This is a genomic window from Streptomyces sp. NPDC057486 (assembly GCF_042802415.1).
Taxonomy (GTDB): domain Bacteria; phylum Actinomycetota; class Actinomycetes; order Streptomycetales; family Streptomycetaceae; genus Streptomyces; species Streptomyces yanii.
In genome coordinates, this window is sequence record NZ_JBHVEE010000039.1 from 25977 (window position 1) to 47632 (window position 21656).

Annotated in this window: 16 protein-coding genes and 1 other RNA gene; 4 read left to right on the forward strand and 13 right to left on the reverse strand. The window is 71.1% G+C overall.

Annotated features, from left to right (window positions below; translation table 11 throughout):
• Positions 1-49 precede the first annotated feature (49 nt).
• The 3 genes from ACFU6I_RS19810 to ACFU6I_RS19820 all read right to left on the reverse strand — a co-directional run bounded on the left by ACFU6I_RS19810 (position 50) and on the right by ACFU6I_RS19820 (position 4158).
• Entirely contained in the window at positions 50-1297 is a 1248-nt protein-coding gene (locus ACFU6I_RS19810) for an acyltransferase (protein ID WP_384368197.1), read from the reverse strand.
• The gene (locus ACFU6I_RS19815; RefSeq protein WP_384368264.1) at positions 1294-3420 is read right to left on the reverse strand and encodes a bifunctional polysaccharide deacetylase/glycosyltransferase family 2 protein; all 2127 of its coding nucleotides are present in this window, start codon (positions 3418-3420) and stop codon (positions 1294-1296) included. The genes ACFU6I_RS19810 and ACFU6I_RS19815 overlap by 4 nt, the downstream gene beginning before the upstream one ends.
• Before the next feature lie 66 nt (positions 3421-3486).
• On the reverse strand, positions 3487-4158 hold the full coding sequence (locus tag ACFU6I_RS19820) for a hypothetical protein (RefSeq protein WP_384368200.1): 672 nt from the start codon (positions 4156-4158) through the stop codon (positions 3487-3489).
• A gap of 349 nt (positions 4159-4507) precedes the next feature.
• Here ACFU6I_RS19820 and ACFU6I_RS19825 point away from each other — a divergent pair, with 349 nt between their 5' ends.
• Positions 4508-4798, forward strand: a complete 291-nt coding sequence (locus tag ACFU6I_RS19825) for a hypothetical protein (RefSeq protein WP_384368203.1) — start codon at positions 4508-4510, stop codon at positions 4796-4798.
• Positions 4799-4816: 18 nt separating this feature from the next.
• Here the strand turns inward: ACFU6I_RS19825 and ACFU6I_RS19830 are convergent, their stop codons facing one another.
• Positions 4817-5782 carry a LysR family transcriptional regulator gene (locus tag ACFU6I_RS19830; RefSeq protein ID WP_384368206.1) on the reverse strand — a complete coding sequence of 322 codons (966 nt, stop codon included), beginning with the start codon at positions 5780-5782 and terminating at the stop codon, positions 4817-4819.
• 83 nt (positions 5783-5865) lie between these two features.
• On the opposite strand from ACFU6I_RS19830, the gene ACFU6I_RS19835 reads away from it, so the two are divergent.
• On the forward strand, positions 5866-7125 hold the full coding sequence (locus ACFU6I_RS19835; RefSeq protein ID WP_384368209.1) for an MFS transporter: 1260 nt from the start codon (positions 5866-5868) through the stop codon (positions 7123-7125).
• Between the two features lie 86 nt (positions 7126-7211).
• On the opposite strand, the gene ssrA is transcribed toward ACFU6I_RS19835, so the two are convergent.
• The 5 genes from ssrA to ftsE form a co-directional block, all read right to left on the reverse strand.
• Positions 7212-7581: a transfer-messenger RNA gene (ssrA, locus tag ACFU6I_RS19840) on the reverse strand.
• A 97-nt stretch (positions 7582-7678) separates the two neighbouring features.
• Positions 7679-8167, reverse strand: a complete 489-nt coding sequence (gene smpB, locus ACFU6I_RS19845; protein ID WP_384368211.1) for an SsrA-binding protein SmpB — start codon at positions 8165-8167, stop codon at positions 7679-7681.
• An 18-nt stretch (positions 8168-8185) separates the two neighbouring features.
• A complete protein-coding gene (locus ACFU6I_RS19850) occupies positions 8186-9394 on the reverse strand; it encodes a S41 family peptidase (RefSeq protein ID WP_384368213.1) in 1209 nt (402 codons plus the stop codon).
• Positions 9395-9462: 68 nt separating this feature from the next.
• Positions 9463-10380, reverse strand: a complete 918-nt coding sequence (gene ftsX, locus ACFU6I_RS19855; RefSeq protein WP_384041673.1) for a permease-like cell division protein FtsX — start codon at positions 10378-10380, stop codon at positions 9463-9465.
• A gap of 51 nt (positions 10381-10431) precedes the next feature.
• Complete coding sequence (ftsE, locus tag ACFU6I_RS19860) at positions 10432-11121, reverse strand: cell division ATP-binding protein FtsE (RefSeq protein WP_024489199.1); 690 nt, start codon at positions 11119-11121, stop codon at positions 10432-10434.
• Between the two features lie 269 nt (positions 11122-11390).
• Between ftsE and ACFU6I_RS19865 the strand changes: the two genes are divergently transcribed.
• Positions 11391-11588 (forward strand): hypothetical protein, encoded by a 198-nt coding sequence (locus tag ACFU6I_RS19865; RefSeq protein ID WP_384368216.1) that lies wholly within the window; start codon positions 11391-11393, stop codon positions 11586-11588.
• A 106-nt stretch (positions 11589-11694) separates the two neighbouring features.
• Here ACFU6I_RS19865 and ACFU6I_RS19870 read toward each other — a convergent pair whose 3' ends face one another.
• The 4 genes from ACFU6I_RS19870 to ACFU6I_RS19885 all read right to left on the reverse strand — a co-directional run bounded on the left by ACFU6I_RS19870 (position 11695) and on the right by ACFU6I_RS19885 (position 17230).
• Positions 11695-12642 carry a hypothetical protein gene (locus tag ACFU6I_RS19870; RefSeq protein ID WP_384368219.1) on the reverse strand — a complete coding sequence of 316 codons (948 nt, stop codon included), beginning with the start codon at positions 12640-12642 and terminating at the stop codon, positions 11695-11697.
• A 394-nt stretch (positions 12643-13036) separates the two neighbouring features.
• Positions 13037-14143 carry a peptide chain release factor 2 gene (prfB, locus tag ACFU6I_RS19875; protein WP_384041665.1) on the reverse strand — a complete coding sequence of 369 codons (1107 nt, stop codon included), beginning with the start codon at positions 14141-14143 and terminating at the stop codon, positions 13037-13039.
• 78 nt (positions 14144-14221) lie between these two features.
• A complete protein-coding gene (locus ACFU6I_RS19880; RefSeq protein WP_384368222.1) occupies positions 14222-15460 on the reverse strand; it encodes a serine/threonine-protein kinase in 1239 nt (412 codons plus the stop codon).
• A gap of 156 nt (positions 15461-15616) precedes the next feature.
• Complete coding sequence (locus ACFU6I_RS19885) at positions 15617-17230, reverse strand: serine/threonine-protein kinase (RefSeq protein ID WP_384368225.1); 1614 nt, start codon at positions 17228-17230, stop codon at positions 15617-15619.
• 478 nt (positions 17231-17708) lie between these two features.
• Here ACFU6I_RS19885 and ACFU6I_RS19890 point away from each other — a divergent pair, with 478 nt between their 5' ends.
• Entirely contained in the window at positions 17709-21416 is a 3708-nt protein-coding gene (locus tag ACFU6I_RS19890) for an FHA domain-containing protein (RefSeq protein WP_384368228.1), read from the forward strand.
• Positions 21417-21656: the final 240 nt, after the last annotated feature.

Genomic DNA, 21656 nt, shown 5'->3' on the forward strand with positions numbered 1-21656 from the left:
CAACCTTGCTCTCACCGGACCGGCGGCGGCCCGGTGAGGATGGGGCCGGTCACTGCGGGGCCGGTGCGTTCCTCGGCCTCCTGGACGCACCCGTCGGCCACAGCCGGGGGCTGCGCCTCGCCGCGGCGTCCTCGACCCAGCCGACCGCGAGGATCATCAGCGCCAGCAGCGGCCAGACCAGGACCAGCATCAGTTCCGCGTACGAGGAGCTGATGTACGTACCGAGGTGGTCACCGACCCAGGGGACGGTCCACAACTGGTCGATGAGCGGCGAGGTCGCCATGATCAGCACGTTGTGCCAGAGGTAGATCGTCACCGCGCGGTTGTTGGCGAGGGTGATCACGCTGTCCAGGCGGGCCAGCCTGCCGGGGAGCTGCTGCCAGGACGGTGCGTACTGGAGCAGGATCGCGCAGAAGCCGAGCGACCAGGTCGCCTGGGCCAGCGGGATCTCGTCGAGATTCCAGCCCTCCTCCGTCAGATGCGCCGACGCCCACCACAGTCCGAACGCCATCACGAAGGCGGCGAGCGAGACCGCCAGATAGCGCGGGATCTTCTTCAGCAGCCCGTCGTGATGGGCGAAGCCGAGAATCCAGCAGGAGCCGAACACCGCGAAGTCGACGAGCCCCTCGCCGGTCTCCCCGGGGACGGTGACCAGTCCGGTGCCGACCACGGCGGTGAGGCCGAGCGGGGCGAGCAGTGTCGGCCAGGGCATCCTGCGGAAGGCCTTCAGCAGCAGCGGCGAGGCGAGCACGAACCAGAGGTAGGCCCGGATGTACCAGAGCGGGCCGACGGCCTGGTCCGCCCAGGACACCTCCAGGAAGCCGCCCGCCGATCCGCTCTCCCAGGGATACGGCGGGGCGCCGACCGGAAGGAGGTAGCAGCCCAGCTTGATGAACCACCAGATGCCCTCCTCCTTCAGGGGCTTCCAGCCGAGGGCGAACATGACCGGGACGACGACCGCGGCGAACGCCCACATCGGGGGCAGCAGACGGCGGAGCCGGGCGCGGACGACAGCCGGGGCGGGGCGGTCCAGCGAGCGTGCCATCAACGAACCCGCGAGGGCGAACATGACGCCCATGGAGGGGAACACGACCGTCAGCCAGGCCCAGCCGAAGATGTGGAAGACGACGACACGGACGAGGGCGACGGCGCGCAGCAGGTCGAGATAGCGGTCGCGGCCCGGCCTCTTCGGGGCGGGCGGGGCGGCGGTCTCCGACGACGGTGCGACGGACTGTCCCGGCACAGGTGCCGGGACCGGGTGGGGCGGCGGGACCGCCGGGGTATAGCCGCTCGTCATGCGACGGGCCTCCGATCGTTGACACGCCTGCCCTGTCTCACCACCACGCCGGGTGCCTCCACCACTCCGGTACGGCGCAGCTTCTGCCAGCGCAGCCGGCCGCCGGTGAGTGCGGTGATCCAGGACTGGAGCAGCACCACATACATGAGCTGCCGGTAGAGGATCTGCTGGAGGGGCAGCGAGATCAGATGCGACATGCGTTCCCGGTCGAGCCGGAAGGCGTACGCGGCGCAGACGGCCTGCACCGCGAGGACGCCGAGCCAGGCGACGACGGTCTTCTGGGTGGGGCCGAAGGCCAACCCGTACAGCAGGAAGACGTCGATGAGGGGCGCGAGCAGCGGGGCGACCACCATGAACAGGGCGACGAACGGCAGGCCGACGCGCCCGAAGCGGCCGGACGGTCCGCGTTCGATGACGGCACGGCGGTGCTTCCAGATCGCCTGCATGGTGCCGTACGACCACCGGTACCGCTGCGACCACAGCTGCTGCACGGTCTCCGGCGCCTCGGTCCAGGCGCGGGCGTCTTCCGCGTAGACCACCCGCCAGCCGTCACGGTGCAGCGCCATCGTGACGTCGGTGTCCTCGGCGAGGGTGTCGTCGCTCATGCCGCCGATCCGGTCCAACGCGTCGCGACGGAAGGCCCCGACCGCGCCGGGGATGGTCGGCATGCAGCGCAGCATGTCGTACATCCGGCGGTCGAGGTTGAAGCCCATCACGTACTCGATGTGCTGCCAGGCGCCGATCAACGAGTCGCGGTTGCCGACCTTGGCGTTCCCGGCGACGGCGCCCACCTCCGGGTCGGCGAACGGCTGGACGAGTTCGCGGACGGTGGCGGGTTCGAAGACCGTGTCGCCGTCCATCATCACGACGATCTCGTGACGGGCGTGTGCGATGCCGGTGTTGAGGGCGGCGGGCTTTCCGGCGTTGCGCTGGCGGATGACGCGGACGTTCGGCAGTCGCAGCGCATCGACGATGTCCGCCGTGCCGTCCGTGGAGCCGTCGTCGATGACGATGATCTCGACGGGGTGGTCGCTCGCCACCAGGGAGCGCACGGTGTTGGCGATGCACTCGCGTTCGTTGTACGCGGGCACCAGCACCGAGACGGGGCGGGTGAAAGCGGGTCCCCGGCCGAAGTCCCGCCCTCGGACCTTCCGGGCGTGCAGGAAGGACAGCAGCAGCATCAGGCCGAAGCGGGCGAGGACGAGCACCCCGATGACGGCGAGCCCGGTCACCAGCACGTCGGTGAGGTGCTCCGAGAGGTCGACGGCGTACACGAACGCCCTGCCCTTCCACAGCGCGAACCCGGTCACGGGGGTGTGCGCGCTGGGGGCACCGAGAGCGGTGGTGAGGTTGGTGAACGTGTAGCCCTGCTGCTGCATCCGCGGGAGGAACTCGCCGAGCGCGGCCACGGTCTGGGACCGGTCGCCACCGGAGTCGTGCATCAGGATGACGGCGCCCTTGCCGCCCTTGGGCGTGGCCCGTTCGATGATCGCGGGGACGCCGGGGCGCTTCCAGTCCTCGCTGTCGGTGTTGTTGACGACGGTGAGATAGCCGCGCGTGCCGACGTACTGGGTGACCGGCCAGGACTTGTTGTCCATCGCGTCGGCGAACGACGAGTACGGCGGCCGGAACAAGGACGTACGGATACCTGCCGCACCCGCCAGCACCAGCTGGTTCTGGGACAGCTCCCAGTCGATACGGGAGTGGGACTGGTAGGAGAGATCGGGGTGGTCGAAGGTGTGCAGCCCGACCTCGTGCCCCTCCTCGACCATGCGGTGGACGAGTCCGGGGTAGCGCGATGCCATCGTTCCGGTGACGAAGAAGACGCCGTGCGCGTCGTACTTCTTCAGCTCGTCGAGGACCTGCGGGGTCCACACCGGGTCGGGGCCGTCGTCGAAGGTCAGCACGATCCGGTGATCGGGGACGCTCAGCGACTTGGCGGGCCCGGTGGTGCTCCGGGCATCGATGACCGGACCGCCGTCGAGGATCTTGTCGGGCACGCGGTCCGTCGGCGCCGGGGCCTGAATGCGGTGGTCGGCGAGGATTTCGCTGTGCACGTAACCGCGCAGCATCAGCATGGCGAGCAGGGCAACGAGGAACACGGACGGCAGCAGATAGCGCATGGGAAGCCTGCGCCGCCGGTTCCGCTTCTGTCGGTTGTGCCTGCCCCGCGAGGCGGGGGTGGTCATTTAGTGAGTGCCTTCTTGCTCTTGCGCGGGCGGATCCGGGGACTCGACGGGCGAGGTGGGCGTCTGCGTGGGACCGGGATCGACGGGCGGCGTCGATGTGGCTGCGGACGGCTCGGGGGCCGACGTCGCCGGGGTGGGCTTCGTGCCGCCGCCGCCGGCGGTGTCACCCGTGTGGGTGGCGCCCGCAGTGGGCTTCGACGGGGCCTTGCCGGAGGCGGACGCGGACGGGGAACCGGATCCGGCGCTGCCCGAAGGCTTCGCGCGGATGTCGACCGCCGGATCCGCCGCCGTGGCTCCCGGTGCCGCACCCACCGGCACGACCGTGCCCGCGCTGCCCGACGGAGTGGGTGGCGTCCGGACCTCGTTCGCCTTCTTGTGCTGTTTCTGGCCGGAGAGCGGCAGCCACGGCGCAGTGGAATTACCGCCGAGCAGGGCGACGACCAGCGTCACCGCGTAACAGGCGCAGACCGCGGCAAGGACCCAGCCCAGACGCCTGAACGTCTTGCTGCGCCGGCCGCTCTCATCGACGAAGACCGGACCGTCGGAGCCCTCGGGGGCTCCCGGTTCGGCCGGGAGCTCGGAGAGCTGACGTCCGAGACCGTCGAGTTGGACAGTGACGTCGTTCCACTCGTGCGTGTGCCCGGACCGGGCACCTTCACGCCAATTTTCCACAGGTGTAGGCACATCCCCCACTCAGACAGACGGGTGCACGCGTTTGAGCCGGTCCCGTACCGGCAGACCGGGCCCCCACCCGGTCCGCGCACCCCTCAGCACCTTGCACCCGGAGGATGAACCTAGCGCACAAAGCTGACGAAAATAGCCCTGAACGAGTGATACTCAAGCTGCCGGATACACCGGTCCCACACGGCCTGCGACCGGGTGGCAGGTCCGTAACTGCACGTCCGACCCACGTTCGCGCGTTCCGGAGTTGACGGATCGTCGGCCGACAATCAGCCGATCGGCCCCTCCACCCGGACGAATGTTCCTATCGTGTGGGCACTTCACAAGAATCGAGAACGGCATGTCGGTCGCCCTCATCACGGTCGGCCTCGCGGCCACCTTGTCCGGCTGCGTCGCGGCTGCCCTCGGATGGCTCCCGCCGTGGCTGTCCGGTCACGTGGCACGCCCCCGGGCCTGGGGAATCGGCATGGTCGGCATCGGCCTCTTCACCCTGGCCCAGGTCCCCTCGCTGCGTGAGCGCATCACGGACGCGGGATCGGTGGTGTCCGCGGTCCCGTTCGTGGTGCTCGTCGCCGGACTGGCCGGCCTCGCGCTCTCCGGCGGCCGTCCGGGCCGCCGCCCGGCCCGCTGAGCCGTCTCCGGCCCCCCTTCAGGCCTGCGACATCAGCGCCAGATCGCCCTCGGGAAGCCAGCTCCCGGCGGGTACCTCCAGCCCGCGTTCCGCCGCCGTCACCCCCGCCGCGACCCGCCGCAGCGCGTCCACCCCCGGGTGTTTCAGCCCCTTGCGCCACACCAGCGACACCGGTGACAGCGGTACGGGGTCGACCAGCGGCCGTACGACCATCCCCGGCACCTCGATGAACTCGGTGCTCGCCAGCACCGACCAGCCCTGCTTCCGCACCACCCGGACGAACTCCTCCTCCCCCACGATCTCGGGGAAGGGGGCCACCAGTTCGATCCCCCGCCCCGCGAAGAGCCGCTCCGCGAGGTCGGTCCACTCCGCCGTGGCCGGGTTGCCCGCCGCCGCGTACAGCCGCTCCCCCGCCAGCGCACCCATCGGGACCCGGTCGAGCGAGGCCAGCGGATGGTCGTCGCGCAACAGGACGGTCAGCCGTTCGAAGCAGACCGGCTGATGCGACAGCCCCGCCCGTACTGCCGGATCCAGCCCCGCGACCCGGCCGAAGGAGACATCGAGCCGCCCGGCCAGGATCTCCGCCGCCGCCCCCGTCAACCCGCTCAGATAGCGCGCCACGAACTCCACTCCCGGCGCCTCGTCGCGGGCCAGCCCGAGCAGCCGGTGCCCCGTCCCGATCGGGACGCTGACGTCGACCAGCAGCGGGCGCGTCTGCACCGCCCAGGCGGCGCGGAGCTCGTCGTGGGCGGCGATCACCCGGCGGGCGTGCGGCAGCAGCCGTTCGCCGTCGGGTGAGAGGGAGACCTGGCGGGTGCTCCGTACGAACAGCTCCGCACCGAGCTCGCGCTCCAGCCGGCGGATGTCCCGGCTGAGCGCCTGCTGGGCCAGGTAGAGCCGGGCGGCGGCACGGGTGAAGTGCAACTCCTCGGCGACGGCGACGAAGGCGCGCAGCAGCCGCGGATCGATATCGGAGGAGGTCACGGGCCGAATTTACAACACAGGTGCGTGAATGGGCGCGGAGCAGGTGTTGGACCGCACGGGCCGGCCACCGCGAGGGTTGAGCCATGCCGTACGACACTCCCACCACGCCCCTGCATGCCGTCTCCGGAGACATGCTGGTGATCGCCCCGCGGACCGGCGCTCCGGTCCGCCGCACCTCCACCAACCCGTACCGCCGGCTGCTCACCACCCCCGGCGCCCGTGCCTTCACGGTGGGCAATCTGATCGCCCGGCTGCCGATGGGCATGTTCAGCGTCAGCGCGGTCATCATGATCGCCGGGTCGCGCGGTTCGTACGCCCTGGCCGGGGCGGTCACCGCGACCGGGCTCGCCGCGACCGCCGTGGTCGCACCCTGGACGGCCCGGCTCGTCGACCGGTACGGCCAGGCCCGGATCGCCGTGCCCGCCACCGCGATCGCCGTACTCGGCTCGCTCGCGCTGCTGCTGTGTGTGCACTACGACGCCCCGGACTGGACGCTCTTCGCCGCCTATGCCGCGACCGCCACCACCCCCAACACCGGCGGCATGTCGCGTGCCCGGTGGGCCCATCTGCACCGCGGCGACCCGGCCGCCCTGCACACCGCGAACTCCTTCGAACAGGCCGCGGACGAGCTGTGCTTCATGCTCGGCCCCGCCCTCGCCGCGTTCCTGTGCGCAGCGCTCTTCCCGGAGGCCGGAACGCTCGTCGGTGCGGTGCTGCTGATGACGGGTGTGCTGATCTTCGCCGCTCAGCGCGCCACCGAACCCCCGGTGGCGCCCGTCACACGGGCGGGCTCCCCGCTGCGCACCCGGGGAATGCCCGCACTGCTCGCCGTCTTTCTCGCCACCGGCGCGGTCTTCGGCGCCATGGAGGTCGTCACGATCGCGCACGCCGGGGGCGCGATCCTGGCACTCCAGGCGGGCGGCTCGTGCGTGGCGGGACTCCTGTACGGGTCGCTGCGCCCGGCCGTGGACATCCGGCTGCGGCTCCTGTGGTGTCTGGCGGGGATGGCGGCGCTGATGTCCCTGCCGCTGCTCGCCGCCTCCTCGACCGATTCGCTGCTCGTGCTGGCCGGCAGTCTGCTGCTGGCCGGCGCGGCGACGGCGCCGACGATGGTCACCGGGATGACGCTGGTGCAACGGCTGACCCCCGAGGGCCAGTTGAACGAGGGCATGACGCTCTCCGTCACCGCGCTGCTGGGCGGAATAGCGGCCGGTTCGGCGACCGGCGGCTGGATGGTGGAGCACGCCGGGACGGTCACGGCGTACGTGGTGCCGGGGTGCGCGGCGGGGCTGGCGCTCGCGGTGGCGGCGGCCGGGATCCGTGTGCGCGGCAACGGCGACTGACCCGCACCGGCGCGAGGACGCCGAACCCGCACACAGAACGAGGACCCCGCTGCCGGTGGGCAACGGGGTCCTCGTTCACATGGGAATTGTGGAGATGGCGGGAATCGAACCCGCGTCCAACGGTGCAGAACCAGGGCTTCTCCGTGTGCAGTTCGCTGCGCTTTTCTCAGCCCCGGAAATCACGCGAACAAGTCTCCGACGGGCTCAGCCACTGTTTGATTTCCTTCCAGGCCCCGTGACCGGGCCTAGAAGTTTAGATCCCTTGATGATGCCAGGATCCGGGTCGGGATCACCCCCGGGCTGACACTTCGCAAGTCGCTACTTAGGCAGCGAGGGCGAAGGAATCGCGCTTGGTGTTGGCGATTATTGGTTGCGACATATGGTTTACGAGATCATTGCCGCTTCCTCGACACGCTTCCCCTGCTTCGACATCCGCTGTCGAAACCGATCATCCCCATGTTGTTTTTTCAAATGCGCGCACCCGCTGTGGAGTGCAGTGCCATCGTACGTGACCAACGTGCGACGGTGCCAGCCTATTCCCGGCGGGCCCCGCTCAGGCGCTCCGCTGCCGCCGCCGGGCCGCCGAGATCGCACGGTTCGTCTCGCGCAGGTCCTGCTTCTCGCGCAGCGTCTGCCGCTTGTCGTACTCCTTCTTGCCCTTGGCGAGCGCGATCTCGACCTTGACCCGGCCGTCCTTGAAGTACAGCGCGAGCGGCACGATCGTGTGCCCCGTCTCCTGCGACTTCGACTCCAGCTTGTCGATCTCGGCCCGGTGCATCAGCAGCTTGCGCTTGCGCTTGGCGGAGTGGTTGGTCCAGGTCCCCTGCACATACTCGGGGACGTGCACGTTGTGCAGCCACGCCTCGTTCCGGTCGATCTGGACGAAGCCGTCCACCAGCGAGGCCCGGCCCAGCCGCAGCGACTTGACCTCGGTGCCCATCAGTACGAGACCGCACTCGTAGGTGTCGAGGATGTGGTAGTCGTGCCGCGCCTTCTTGTTCTGCGCGATGAGCTTGCGCCCTGTGTCCTTTTCCTTAGCCATAGTGCAGCCATTTTCGCACTACGACCCGCCCCCGAGGCCACTCAATACTGTCTCTGCCCTCTGGAGGGCCCGCGAGGAGACCACGAGGTCCGGAGTGATGCCGCGGCCGTCGACGCTGCGGCCCGCCGGGGTGCGGTAGTGGCCGACGGTCAGCTCGGCCACCGAGCCGCCGGGGAGCTTGCTGGGCATCTGCACGGACCCCTTGCCGAAGGTGCGCGAGCCGACGGTGACGGCACGGCCCCGGTCCTGGAGGGCTCCGGTCAGCAGCTCGGCCGCGCTCATGGTGCCGCCGTCGACGAGGACGACGACCGGGCGGACCGTGTCACCGCCCCGCGTGGCGTAGAGGGCGCGCTGCGCGCCGTGCACGTCATACGTGGCGACCAGTCCGCCATCGAGGAATCCGGAGGCGGCGACCGCCGCCTCGGCGACCAGCCCTCCGGAGTTGCCCCGGAGATCGAGCAGCACCCCGGCGCCCGCCGGTGCGTCCCGGACCGCGTCGCGGATCCTGGCCCCCGAGCCCTTGGGGAACGAGTCGACCTTGATCAGCACGGCTCCGGAGGAATCGGAGCGGTCCGATCCGAGCTGCTTCGCCCCGATCCTGCGGACCGTGACGGCCTCGGTGGTGAGCCGGGCCCGGGTCAGCGTCAGTGTCCTGGTCGGGCCGGTGACGCCGCGCTGGACCTTCAGCACGACGGTGGTGCCCACGGCAGCGCTCGTACGGTCCCCGCGCAGCAGGGCGACCACCTCGGAGACGGGGCGCCGGTCGATCCGGCGGCCGTCGACCGTACGGAGCAGATCGCCGGGCTCGATGCCGGCCAGGCGGGCGGGGCCGCCGGGCTGGACCCGGGCCACCGCGACCAGTCCGTCGGCGGAGCGCTTCGCGGCCAGACCGACGCCCGTGTAGGAGCCGTCGAGGGCCTGCTCGAACTCCTCGTACTCCCGCTCGTCGTACACCGCGCCCCAGCGGTCCCCGCTGCGGCTGACGACCTCCTCGGCCGCCTCCGTGCTCGACTTGCCGTCGGCCACCGCCTCGGCCGCTGCGGCGGCGATCTCGTCGCGGTCGACGGTGGAGGCGACGGAACGGGCCTTTATCGCAGCAGCACTCTCGTCACCCTGCGGCAGCGACCCGGTGGCCGCCGCCGTGGCGAGGACGCTCGCGAAGACCAATGTCAGGGCCGCCCCGCGGCCGAAGCCGCGGGGCCGGAGACGATGCGTAGGGCCCGACATGGCGATGAGTCTAGGACAACGCCCCGAGGGCGCACGGCCGGTTGACCGCACGCCCCACGGGGCGCATGTCACACCTTGAGGTACTTGCGGAGCGCGAAGAGCGCGGCAACGGCCGGCATCAGCAGACCGATCGCGAGGACCAGGGGCAGCTTGGTGAAGACCGCGTCCCAGCCGATGAAGTCGATCAGGTTGAGCTTCGACTGGAGCGCCAGTCCGCCGTCGATCAGGAAGTACCGCCCGGCCAGCAGCATGACGCAGGCGAGGACGCCACCGATGAGACCGGCGAACGCGGCCTCCATGATGAACGGCATCTGGATGTAGAAGCCGGAGGCGCCGACGAGCCGCATGATGCCCGTTTCGCGGCGCCGGCTGAACGCCGAGACCCGGACGGTGTTCACGATCAGCATCAGCGCAATGACCAGCATCAGCGCCATCACGAAGAGCGCGGCCACATTCATGCCGTTCATCAGGCCGAAGAGGTTGTCCAGGATCCCTCTCTGGTCCTGGACGGACTGCACCCCGTCACGTCCGGCGAAGGCGGTGGCGACGACCTTGTACTTCTTCGGGTCGTGGAGCTTGACCCGGAACGACTCCTGCATCTGGTCCGGCGTGATGTTGCCGGCCATCGGCGAATCGCCGAACTGGTCCTGGTAGTGCTTGTACGCCTGGTCGGCCGACTCGTAGGTGACCGTCTGGACGGCCTCCATCTTCTTGAGGTCGCCCTCGATCTGCTCCTTCTGCTCCTTGGTGACGGCACCCTTGGCGCACTTCGGCACCGACTCCGCGTCGCTCTTGCTGCAGAGGAAGATCGAGACATTGACCTTGTCGTACCAGTAGTCCTTCATCGTGCTGACCTGTTCGCGCATCAGCAGCGCGCCGCCGAACAGGGCGAGCGAGAGGGCGACGGAGACGACGACGGCGAAGGTCATCGTGAGGTTGCGGCGGAGACCGACGCCGATCTCCGACAGGACGAACTGGGCGCGCATGGCGTCCTTTCAGTACTCGATGCTCAGCGGTTCCGGCACGGCCGATACCGCTCAGTGCTGATAGCCGTAGACGCCGCGGGCCTGGTCACGTACAAGACGGCCCTGCTCCAGCTCGATCACGCGCTTGCGCATCTGGTCGACGATGTTCTGGTCGTGGGTCGCCATGATGACGGTGGTCCCGGTCCGGTTGATCCGGTCCAGGAGCTTCATGATGCCCACGGAGGTCTGCGGGTCGAGGTTGCCGGTCGGCTCGTCCGCGATCAGCAGCATGGGACGGTTCACGAACGCCCGCGCGATCGCCACGCGCTGCTGCTCACCACCGGAGAGCTCACCGGGCATCCGGTCCTCCTTGCCGCCGAGCCCGACGAGGTCGAGGACCTGCGGAACCGCCTTGCGGATCTCGCCGCGCGGCTTGCCGATGACTTCCTGGGCGAACGCCACGTTCTCCGCGACGGTCTTGTTGGGGAGCAGGCGGAAGTCCTGGAAGACGGTGCCCAGCTGGCGGCGCATGTGCGGCACCTTCCAGTTGGACATGCGCGCGAGGTCCTTGCCGAGGACGTGAACCATGCCCTGACTGGCGCGTTCCTCACGGAGGATGAGTCGCATGAAGGTGGACTTGCCGGAGCCGGAAGAGCCCACCAGGAAGACGAACTCACCCTTCTCGATATCGAGAGACACATCCCGTAGAGCGGGACGGCTCTGCTTCGGGTAGGTCTTGGAGACGTTGTCGAATCGGATCACGGATGCACCACGGTCGGCCGGGGGTAGGTGTGCGTGACCATACGCGAACCGGGCTCAGCCGTGCAGGCGCGCGTCCCGTGATGGGTGATTTATGGCGGAACGGAACCGGGTGGGAGCGCGACCGGAGCCGGAACGGACCGGGTGTTCTCCGGCGGGCCGCGCCGAATTCCGCGCGACCTGGCACAGTGGAGGGGGAACGGATGCGTTTCCATGAGCGTTGTGCGGAGAGAAGGCGTATGCGGCTCCGCCGCGCGGGAGGAGGAAAGCGCATGACCTATGACCGACTGGTGTGCGCAAACTGCGCGGCGCCTGTCAACGAGGGCCGATGCCCCGTATGCCGGGCAAGCCGCGCACGGCTGCAGCAGCAGGATCAGGGACCGTTCGCGGGGCTGAGCCCGGCGATGCTGATCGCACTGATGGTGGTGCTGGTGGGCGCGCTGGCGCTGCTGGCGCACCAGACCGTGTAGCTGTCCGTAGCCGCCCGTACGGCGGGAGTGAGAGTACGTGGAAGGGCCCGGGACGTCATGTCCCGGGCCCTTCTGTGTACGTAGGCGTACCTGGCGGCCACAGGCCTTAGGCGACCGTACGACCGTTCACCAGACGCGGCAGGATCCGGAAGCCGATGCCACCGGCGATCATCGTCGCGGCGCCGACCAGCAGGAACGTGGTCTCGGCCGCACCGGTCTCGGCGAGCTCGTCCTTGCCCTTGCCCTGCTCGACCGGCTGGTTGCCGACCGAGTCGGTGTCGGTGTTGTCCGCACACTCGGCGCCGTCGAGGTCGACGGTGCAGGTGCCGACGTCACCACCGGTGGAGTCGTCGCCGGAGCCACCGTTGCCGTTGCCGCCACCGTTGCCGTTGCCGCCACCGTTGTCGGACGCGCCACCGTTACCGTTGCCGCCACCGTTGTCGGCCGCGCCACCGTTGTCAGCGGCACCACCGTTGTCAGCGGCACCGCCGTTGTCGGCCGCGCCACCGTTGTCAGCGGCACCACCGTTACCGTTGCCGCCACCGTTGTCGGCCGCGCCACCGTTACCGTTGCCGCCACCGTTGTCGGCCGCGCCACCGTTGTCAGCGGCACCACCGTTGTCAGCGGCACCACCGTTACCGTTGCCGCCACCGTTGTCGGCCGCGCCACCGTTGTCAGCGGCACCACCGTTACCGTTGCCGCCACCGTTGTCGGCCGCGCCACCGTTGTCGGCCGCGCCGCCGTTACCGTTGCCGCCACCGTTGTCAGCGGCACCACCGTTGTCGGCACCGCCCTCGGAGGTCGTACCGCCCTGGCCTCCGTTGTCACCGCCGCCGGCCGCGTCGCTGCCGCCGTCGCTCTCGCCGTTCTCGCTACCGAGTCCGGCGTCGATACCCAGGCCGCTGTCGTCGGCCTGCGCGTTGGCGGAGAGACCGCCGATGTTGACACCGATGCCGACGGCCTGCGCCGCGCCGGCAGCGGTCAGCGAGGCACCCGCGGCGATTACCGCACCTGCGGCTATCCGCGCGACGCGGACTCGCGTCTTCTTGGTCATCTGCTGCTACCCCCAGTAGCTGTTCTCGTCAGTGGAGCAGCCATATGCGGGCTCGCGGCTCTGCCGGGGGTTGCGCACTCGACCGGGGCCACGTCGTGCCGTAGCCAAGCCGCCCTCCCCGTTCACACCCGTCCCAGACATACGCATGCTGCAGTAGCACCCTGTCCAGAGATAAGGACTACGTCAAGCCCGTTCCGTGCAATGTGCACCGTTATGCCGCCAGTTGACCGTCATTCAGAATCACGACTGTGACGCAGTCACCATGGCGCCCACGCAACTCGCAGCCCCAACTCCCCTTCCCGGGAAGGAATTCCGTGTGCCGGGCCGGCTACCGAGAACGGCGGTGCCGGAACCCCGCGAGGGGCCCGGCACCGCCGTTCGTACGCTTCGGTGGTTACTTCTCGCGCTGCTTCCGCCAGCGGATGCCCGCCTCCAGGAAGCCGTCGATCTCACCGTTGAAGACCGCTTCCGGGTTGCCGATCTCGAACTCCGTACGCAGGTCCTTGACCATCTGGTACGGGTGCAGGACGTACGAACGCATCTGGTTGCCCCAGGAGTTGCCGCCGTCGCCCTTGAGCGCGTCCATCTTGGCCTGCTCCTCCTGACGGCGGCGCTCAAGGAGCTTCGCCTGGAGGACGTTCATCGCGGACGCCTTGTTCTGGATCTGCGAACGCTCGTTCTGGCAGGAGACGACGATGCCGGTCGGCAGGTGGGTCAGGCGCACCGCGGAGTCGGTCGTGTTGACACCCTGGCCACCGGGACCGGAGGAACGGTACACGTCGACGCGGAGCTCGGACTCGTCGATCTCGATGTGGTCGGTCTGCTCGACGACCGGCAGCACCTCGACACCCGCGAAGGACGTCTGGCGACGGCCCTGGTTGTCGAAGGGCGAGATCCGGACGAGCCGGTGGGTGCCCTGCTCGACGGAGAGCGTGCCGTAGGCGTACGGGACCTGGACGGCGAAGGTGGTCGACTTGATGCCGGCCTCTTCCGCGTACGACGTCTCGTAGACCTCGGTCTTGTACCCGTGCCGCTCGGCCCAGCGGATGTACATGCGCTGGAGCTTCTCGGCGAAGTCGGCGGCGTCGACGCCACCGGCCTCGGCACGAATGTTGACCAGCGCCTCACGGGAGTCGTACTCGCCGGAGAGGAGGGTACGGACCTCCATCTCGTCGAGCGCCTTCCTGACGGCCTCCAGCTCCCTCTCGGCCTCGGCGAGGGCGTCGGCGTCGCCCTCGTCCTCGGCGAGCTCGAAGAGAACCTCAAGATCGTCGATACGGCCGCGGAGGGTCTCGGTCTTGCGGACCTCGGCCTGGAGGTGCGAAAGCTTGCTGGTGATCTTCTGCGCCGCCTCCGGGTCGTCCCAGAGGGACGGCGCCGCCGCCTGCTCCTCGAGCGCGGCAATGTCCGCCCTCAGCGCTTCGAGGTCCAGGACGGCCTCGATCGACCCCATGGTCGAGGAGAGGGACTTCAGCTCTTCGGAAATATCGACGACTGCCACGGGTCCAGCGTAACGGCTGTCGGCCCGGACCATCCCCGGGCCGTCCTTTCCGCGGGGATCCGTGCAGTCGCGGCGCGGTTACGGAGCCGTCGGCGCCGAGTTCTTCGTGTCCTGCGGAGTCGCGTCCGCGTCGTTGCCGGCGAGGGCCAGCCAGCCGCCCACGCCCAGGGCCGCGCACAGCACCAGCGCCACCGCGCCCAGCGTGATCCGGCGCTTGCGGATGGCAGCCGACTTGTTCCGCGCCGAGCCCGGACGGGGCTGGCCCGGGGCGCGGGGGGCCCGGGCGGTGCCCCGGGGGCCGCCGGAGAGCTCGTCGGGGCCGGGGACGCGCATGCTGGTGTGGGTGTCCCGGTTGGAGTCCGGGGAGGCGCCGGGGACCAGCGGGACCGCGCCGCGACGGCGGGGCTCGTCGGGGGCCGGGGTGTACTGCTGCTCGTCGTAGGGCTGAGGTTCCGGTTCGGCGTCCGGCTCGTCGACATCCAAGGGCGGGATGCCGGCCAGCTGCGGGAGCTGCTCGCGCAGACGCGCCGCGAGCTCGGAGGCGCGCAGCCGGGAGGCCGGAGCCTTGGCCAGGCACTGCACCAGAAGCTGCCAGAGCTCCTCGGGGATACCGGGAAGCGGGACCACGGTCTCCGTGACGTGGCGGCGCAGCACCGCGCCGGGGTGGCCGCCGCCGAAGGGCGTGAAGCCCGCGAGGAGCTCGTACAGCACCGTCGCGAGGGCGTAGATGTCGACGGCGGCGCGCGGCGGGAGGCCCTCGACGATCTCGGGGGCCAGATAGTCCGGCGTACCGATGATCTTCGTGGCCTTGGTGCGGCGCGGGGTGTCGATCAGCTTGGCCACGCCGAAGTCGGTGAGCAGCGCGGGGTGCGAGCCGCCGGGGCCGAGCGGTCCCTCCATGTCGAGCAGGATGTTCTCCGGCTTGACGTCGCGGTGGACCACTCCGGCGGCGTGCGCGGCCGCGAGGCCGTCGGCGACGTCCGCGATGATCGCGACCGCTGCCTCGGGGGCGAGGCGGCGCTCGCGGTCGAGGCGGGTGCGCAGATCCGTACCGCGTACCAGGTTCATGACCAGCGCCAGGTCGTTGCCGTCCACGACGAGGTCGTGGACGCCGACGATGTGCGGGTGGTCGAGCCCCAGCAGCGCGGTGCGCTCCTGGACGAAGCGTCCGACCAGCTCCTGATCGGACGCGAGGTCCTCACGGAGCAGCTTGATGGCGACGGGGCCCTCAGGACCCTCGCCGAGCCACACCGTGCCGGCGCTGCCGCGCCCCAGGATCTGGTGGGCGGTGTACCGGCTGCCGATATTCCGTGCCAAGACTGCTCCCTCAGCGGCTGGCGTTGGACCCCCGGTCGACAAAGTTACGCGGCGATCGGGGTGTTACGTGCCCTGGATGGCGCCAACCTTCACTTCTGCGGGCGAAATCGCCCCGCAGAAGTCGACAAAGCTATGAAGTTGGTGATGCGGGCTCTGTCAGGGGCCACTGCTGCTGCCCAGTTTCGAGAGCCAGTCGGTGACGGAGGAGACCGCGTCGCCGATCGCGTTCCAGTAGCTCTGCCCCTGTCCGATCCAGTCCTGCAACGGCGTCAGTTCCCAGATCAGCCAGCCCGCGACGAAGAGCAGCACCACCGTGAACAGGCAGCCCTTGAGGCAGCCGAGACCCGGGATCTTCATCGGGTTGGCGCTGCGCTGCCTCGGCTCGCGGGGCTGGCGCGGGGCCGGCTGCTGCGGAGGTGCGTACTGCTGCCGCTGGGGCTGTTGCGGTTGCTGACGGCGCTGGGGGTACTGCTGAGGCTGCTGCTGCGGGTACTGCTGGCGCTGCGGGTACTGCTGCTGGTGCTGCGGAGCCTGCTGCGGCTGCTGGCGCTGCGGCCGACGGCGCAGCGGATCCTGGCTCGGGTCGAGGTACTGGACCTGCGTCTGCTCGTTGCGGTCGCGGGCCGCCTGCAGCTGGGACTGCCACGGGTGCGGGCCGTCGGGCTGCGGCGGACCGTCGGGGCGCTGCGGTACGGGTGGCATGACCGCGGTCGGGTCGGCGTGCCCGCCCTGGCCCTGCCCCGGGCCGGGTGAGTGCTGCATGACGCTGGTCGCGGCGTTCGGGTCGTACGCACCCGCATTGCTCGGCAGCACCTGCGTCGGGTCGGCCGCGCCGGGGGTCTCCGGCACGGCTGCGGGCGCCGGGTCGGGCGCGAGCAGGGCGCCCACGCCGTCGGCGGCCGCGATCTGCGCCGAGGTGGCGTGCACACCGATGCCGGCCGCGACGGTACGCAGGCCGCGGGCCAGGTTCTCCGCGCTGGGCCGCCCGTCCGGGTCCTTGCTCAGGCAGCGCTCTATGACCGTCCAGAGCGGCGCCGGGACGGTGGTGGGGCGGCGGGGCTCCTCACTGAGGTGCCGGTGCAGGACCTCGAGGGCCGTGCCGCCGGAGAACGGCGGACGCCCGGTGACCAGCTCGTACAGCAGGATGCCCGCGCCGTAGATGTCGACGGCGGAGGTCTGCGGGCGGCCCTCGGCGGACTCCGGCGCCACATAGGCGGGCGTGCCGACGAACTCATGGGTCCGGGTCAGGCCCGGGGAATCGGCGAGTCGGGCGATGCCGAAATCGGTCAGCATCGGATGCATCTGGCCGTCGCGCTCGGACAGCAGGACGTTCGCCGGCTTCAGGTCGCGGTGGACGACACCGTCGGCGTGGCTGGCGGCGAGCGCGTCCGCGATCTGGGCGGTGAGGAGCGAGGCGGCCACCGGGGTGAGCGGGCCGTTCTCGCGGAGGTAGCGGTGCAGGTCGGGACCGTCGACCAGATCCATCACGAGGGCGAGGAGATCGCCCTCGACGACCAGGTCGCGGGTACGCACGATGTTCTCGTGGGTGAGCCGCAGCAGCACGGACCGCTCGCGCAGGAACCGCATCACCACGTCCGCGTCGTTGGCGAGCTCCTCCTTGAGGACCTTGATTGCCACGGTCTCGCCGGGCTGGCCGGCGACGGCCGCCTCGGAGCCTGCGGTCTCCCGCTGGCGGGCGCGCCAGACGGTGCCCGTCGCGCCGCGTCCCAGCGGCTCTTCGAGCAGGTACTTGCTGCCTACCGGCCGCACGTCATGCGCTCCCTGCTGATCGTGGTGCTTACGGCCCCCCGGGGTCCGCCCGGGAGTTTCCGGCCCACTCTAATGCCGCTCCGGGGGCTTCGAACGGGTCACCGGTCGGTCACCTTCCGGTCGTGGACGACGTGTGAGCCATCGTGTCCGAAAGAAGACGCCCACACCGGACAGATGGTTGCCGCACAAACGTGCGCCTGGCCGGATTCCGACGATTGCCCGGCTTCCGTGCGCAGCTCCGGGTACCACCGCAAGCAGGCACTTTTGGGCCCACAGCCGACCTTTCAAGATCACTTCGAGGTGGCCCCCGGGCATGTTGTCAGCGGCAGGTGCGAGGATGCCTCCAGCACGGAACTGTGGGGTCGGAGCCTCGCGGTACGTGACGACCTGTACCGGACGACGCGTCCGTGCCGGGTGGGGGGAATCACAGGGCGTTTCCCCTGCCGGGCACCCCGCGCAGAAGGGACCGCTGACGGCGATGCAGATCCGGCTGACCGTCCTCGCGCCGCGCAGCGGCCAGACCCCGGCGCGCGCCTGTGACGTGCTCGTCACCGCCCCCACGGGGACGGCACTCGCCACCGTGGCCTCCAACCTGGCCGCCGCCGTCTCCGGGCCCGACGGCTCGCTCGGCAGCGGAGCGGTGGTGCTGTTCGCCGGCCGCGACCGGCTCGACGCGCAGCGGTGCGCGCTCGGCGAGCCGCCGCTGGTCGACGGCGCGGTGCTCTCGCTCCAGGTTCCCGGGGAGGACGAGACGGCGGCCGACGCCGTTCCGGCGCAGTTGCACGTGGTCGCGGGGCCCGATGCGGGCGGCGTCCATCTGCTGCACGGCGGACAGATACTGATCGGCCGGTCCGCCGACGCGGACGTCCCGCTCGACGACCCCGATGTGTCCCGGCTGCACTGCGCCGTGACGGTCTCCGAGGACGGCGCGGTCTCGGTCGCCGACCTGGGATCCACGAACGGCACCTCGCTGGACGGTACGGAGGTCCGCGACCGCCCGGTCCGGCTGAGGCCGGGCGCGCTGCTGCGGCTCGGCGAATCGGCGCTCCGGCTGACGTCGGGCTCTCCCGCGCCGTCGCTGGCGACCGCGCCGGACGGCGAGGGGCATCTGCGGGTCGCACGGGCGGCGGGCAACCCCGTGGCGGAACCGGACGGATACGCCACCAGTCACGCGTACAGCGTGGGCGCCGCACCCGTGGCGTACGAGAGCGGCGCGTCGGCCGGGTCGGACGACGGGGGCGCACGGGGCACCGCCCGGCGGGCGTCCGGCCGATTCCCGAACGACGGGACACCCCGGCGCGGCGGGATAGGAGCCTGGGCGCGCAGGCTGGCGGGGAACAGGAGCGAGCCGGTGCACGAGGCGGCGCCCGACGAGGCGGGGGCGGTGGGCCTGCAGGGCCCGCTCGCGTCCGTACCGCGGCCGCGCTCGTCCTCGGCGGGGACATGGCCCGACCCGGCGGCCGTGCTGCTGACCGCGCTCGGGCCCGGGCCCCGGCTGTGGGAGCGCGACGCCGAGCACCCCGAGGCGCTCGTGGTCCGGCTCGGCACCACGGAGCGGGCGGAGCTGCCCGCAGTGCCGGTGACCGTGGGACTTCGGGAGGCCGGTTCGCTGGGGCTCGCCGGTCCGCGGGAGCGGCTGGCCGGGCTCGCCCGCTCGACGGTGGCGCAGCTCGCCGTGCTGCACTCCCCGGCCGACCTGGAGATCGTGCTCATCAGCACGGACCGTGCCCGCAGCGCCGACGAGCGCAGGCGCGAGTGGGCATGGCTCGGCTGGCTGCCCCATCTGCGACCGATGCACGGGCAGGACTGCCGGCTCCTGCTCGCGTACGACCGTGAGCAGGCGACGGCGCGCACGACGGAGCTGATGCGCCGGCTGGACGACGGGCCGCTCGGCACCGGCTGGGCCAGTGTCGACCGGAGCACGGTCGCCGAGACCGCCCGGCGGCACGAGGGGCCGTACACCGTGGTGATCGTCGACGGCGACCCCGGATCCGCGGTCCTGCGCGAGACCACGGCACGGCTGGCCGCCGCGGGTGCGGCGGCCGGGATCCATCTGATCTGTCTGGCCGAGACGCCGGCCGCGTCGCCCACCTCGCCCGTCGCGGCGACATACGAGGCGGCCTGCCAGGCGTCGATCGCCTTCCGCGAGTGCGGAGCGGTGGCGATGCTGAGCGGCGACGTGGCGACGGCACTGCGGCTGCTGCGCACAGCGGGCGGACAGGCTGCGGGCCACGGCACCGTGGCCGCGGTGGACGCGGTGTCGGTGGCGTGGGCGGAGCGGTTCGGGCGGGCGCTGGCACCCCTGCGTACGGAGGGCCGGGCCACGGCGCCCGGCCGCCCACCGGCGGCAGCCCTCCCCCGGTCCGCCCGTCTGCTGGACGAACTGGGCCTGGCGAGAGCCACCCCGGCCTCCCTGCTGGCCCGCTGGGCCTCGACCTCCGAGATCCAGCCGGGGGCGACGGTGCGTGGGGCGGGGAGCTGGGGCGACAGTGGCGGCGTGACCGTTGCCGCCGGTGCCGTCGATCCGGAGGCGGCAGCCGTGGACGCCCGCGGTTCGGGCCGTACGCCGTACCCGGGCAGCACGGACCCTCGCGTGGGGGCACAGCGCACGGTGCCGGTCCCGGGCCCGGCGGGTGCCGACGCCCAGGGGTCCGATGAGGACTACGGACGGGGGTCGGGGCGCACCGCATATCCCGGCAGCGAGTCGTCGGGCTCGGGCCGTACGCCGTACCCGGGGAGTGAATCCGCCTGGTCCGGCCGCACGTCGTACCCGAACGGTGAGACGTTCGGCACATCGGGCCGCACTCCGTACCCGGGGACGGCGAACGACACGCACGCAGGCACGTCACGACATGCCTTCGGCCGCGACGAGGGCCGCACAACGACCGGTTCGGGCCGCACCCCCTACCCGGGCACGGACACCCCCGGTTCGGGCCGCACCCTGTACCCGGACACCGACCCGTCCGGCTCGGGCCGCACCCCCCACCCCGCCGCGCCCGCACCCCGCGTCGGTGCGCAGCATCACGGCGGCGCGTCCGGCGACTTCGCCGGCTCCCGCGCCGTTCCCGGGGCGGAGCATGCAACGGCCACCGGCACGCCCATGGCCGCCACCGCCGCGCCCGGCACCGCAACCTCCCCCCCACCCGCCTCCGCCGGGCGGCCCGTCGTCGTTCTCGGGGCCGGGCCCAGGGGCGCAGTCAGCGTCGATCTGGCCGATGAAGGACCTCACCTCCTCATCGAGGGCCCGGCCGGCAGTGGACGTACGGAGTTGCTGCGAGCCGTCGCCGCCTCGCTGGCCGCTGCCGCCCGACCCGACCGGCTCGGCATCCTGCTGGTCGACGGAGCCGGTGGTGAGCGCGGCGAGAGCCTGCAACCCTGTGCGGAACTCCCGCATGCGTTCACCCATCTGGTCGCCTCCGACCCGGTCAGAATGCGCGAGTTCGCCCAGGCCCTGGGCGGCGAGCTGAAGCGGCGTGCCGAGCTGCTCGGGCGGCTCGACTTCAATGACTGGCATGCCCGGCACGACGTGGCGCAGCAGACGGTCGGCCGACGCGCCCCCAGTACCGCCGAGCAGCGCGGTGACCTGGACCCGGCGATGAGCGGCACGCTCCGGCTGCGGCCCGCCGCCGCGCGGTCCGCGGATCCCGGTCCGTCGCCGCTGCCCCGGCTCGTCGTCCTCGTCGACGACTTCGACGCCCTGGTCGCCCCCGCGCTCGGCAGCCCGGGACGGCCCGCCGCCGGTTCGGTCGTACGGGCGCTGGAGTCCGTCGCCAGGGACGGCGGCCGGCTGGGCGTGCATCTGGTCGCGACGTCCGCCCGCGCCGACCGCACGGAGGACACGGAGCTTGCCCGTGGGGCGCGGCTGCGCGCGGTGCTCGACGCACCTGTCGTCACGCCCTCGCCGGAGGATCCGGCACCCGGCCGCGGCCGGCTGGGGCATCCGGACGGGCGGGTGACACCGTTCCAGGGCGGCCGGGTCACGGGCCGCATTCCCCGCACCGCGACCCTGAGGCCCACCGTCGTCCCACTGGAGTGGGAGCGGATGGGCGATCCGCCGACCCGGCGCCCGGTCCGGGAACTGGGCAACGGACCGACGGACCTGGCGTTGCTGGCCAGCGCGTTGGAGCGGGCCGCCCGTTCGGTGAACGCCGAGCAAATAGCTCCGCTCGAGCCCTACCACTCCTGAGGGGTCCTCACCCCGGTCGCCGGTGCGTCCTCGACCTCCCCCATGGCCTCGAGCGCATGGGGGAGGCCCCCTCGACGGGCTTCGTCCGCAAGCCCGTCCGACGGCCCGAAGAAGGCTGACTTCACGTCACGAGCCCATCACAATCGATCAGTTGGGACTGAAAGCGGTATTGCGGCGTCCGTGCACCGGGCGTAGGACTGTGCGCACAGGACGACCTGATGGACGAGCGGCACCGCCGAC

Coding starts and splice junctions, on each gene's coding strand:
- ACFU6I_RS19810 (WP_384368197.1), bottom strand. CDS start 1,297: ATGACGAGCGGCTATACCCCGGCGGTCCCGCCGCCCCACCCGGTCCCG.
- ACFU6I_RS19815 (WP_384368264.1), bottom strand. CDS start 3,420: ATGCGCTATCTGCTGCCGTCCGTGTTCCTCGTTGCCCTGCTCGCCATG.
- ACFU6I_RS19825 (WP_384368203.1), top strand. CDS start 4,508: ATGTCGGTCGCCCTCATCACGGTCGGCCTCGCGGCCACCTTGTCCGGC.
- ACFU6I_RS19835 (WP_384368209.1), top strand. CDS start 5,866: ATGCCGTACGACACTCCCACCACGCCCCTGCATGCCGTCTCCGGAGAC.
- smpB (WP_384368211.1), bottom strand. CDS start 8,167: ATGGCTAAGGAAAAGGACACAGGGCGCAAGCTCATCGCGCAGAACAAG.
- ACFU6I_RS19850 (WP_384368213.1), bottom strand. CDS start 9,394: ATGTCGGGCCCTACGCATCGTCTCCGGCCCCGCGGCTTCGGCCGCGGG.
- ftsX (WP_384041673.1), bottom strand. CDS start 10,380: ATGCGCGCCCAGTTCGTCCTGTCGGAGATCGGCGTCGGTCTCCGCCGC.
- ACFU6I_RS19865 (WP_384368216.1), top strand. CDS start 11,391: ATGACCTATGACCGACTGGTGTGCGCAAACTGCGCGGCGCCTGTCAAC.
- ACFU6I_RS19870 (WP_384368219.1), bottom strand. CDS start 12,642: ATGACCAAGAAGACGCGAGTCCGCGTCGCGCGGATAGCCGCAGGTGCG.
- ACFU6I_RS19890 (WP_384368228.1), top strand. CDS start 17,709: ATGCAGATCCGGCTGACCGTCCTCGCGCCGCGCAGCGGCCAGACCCCG.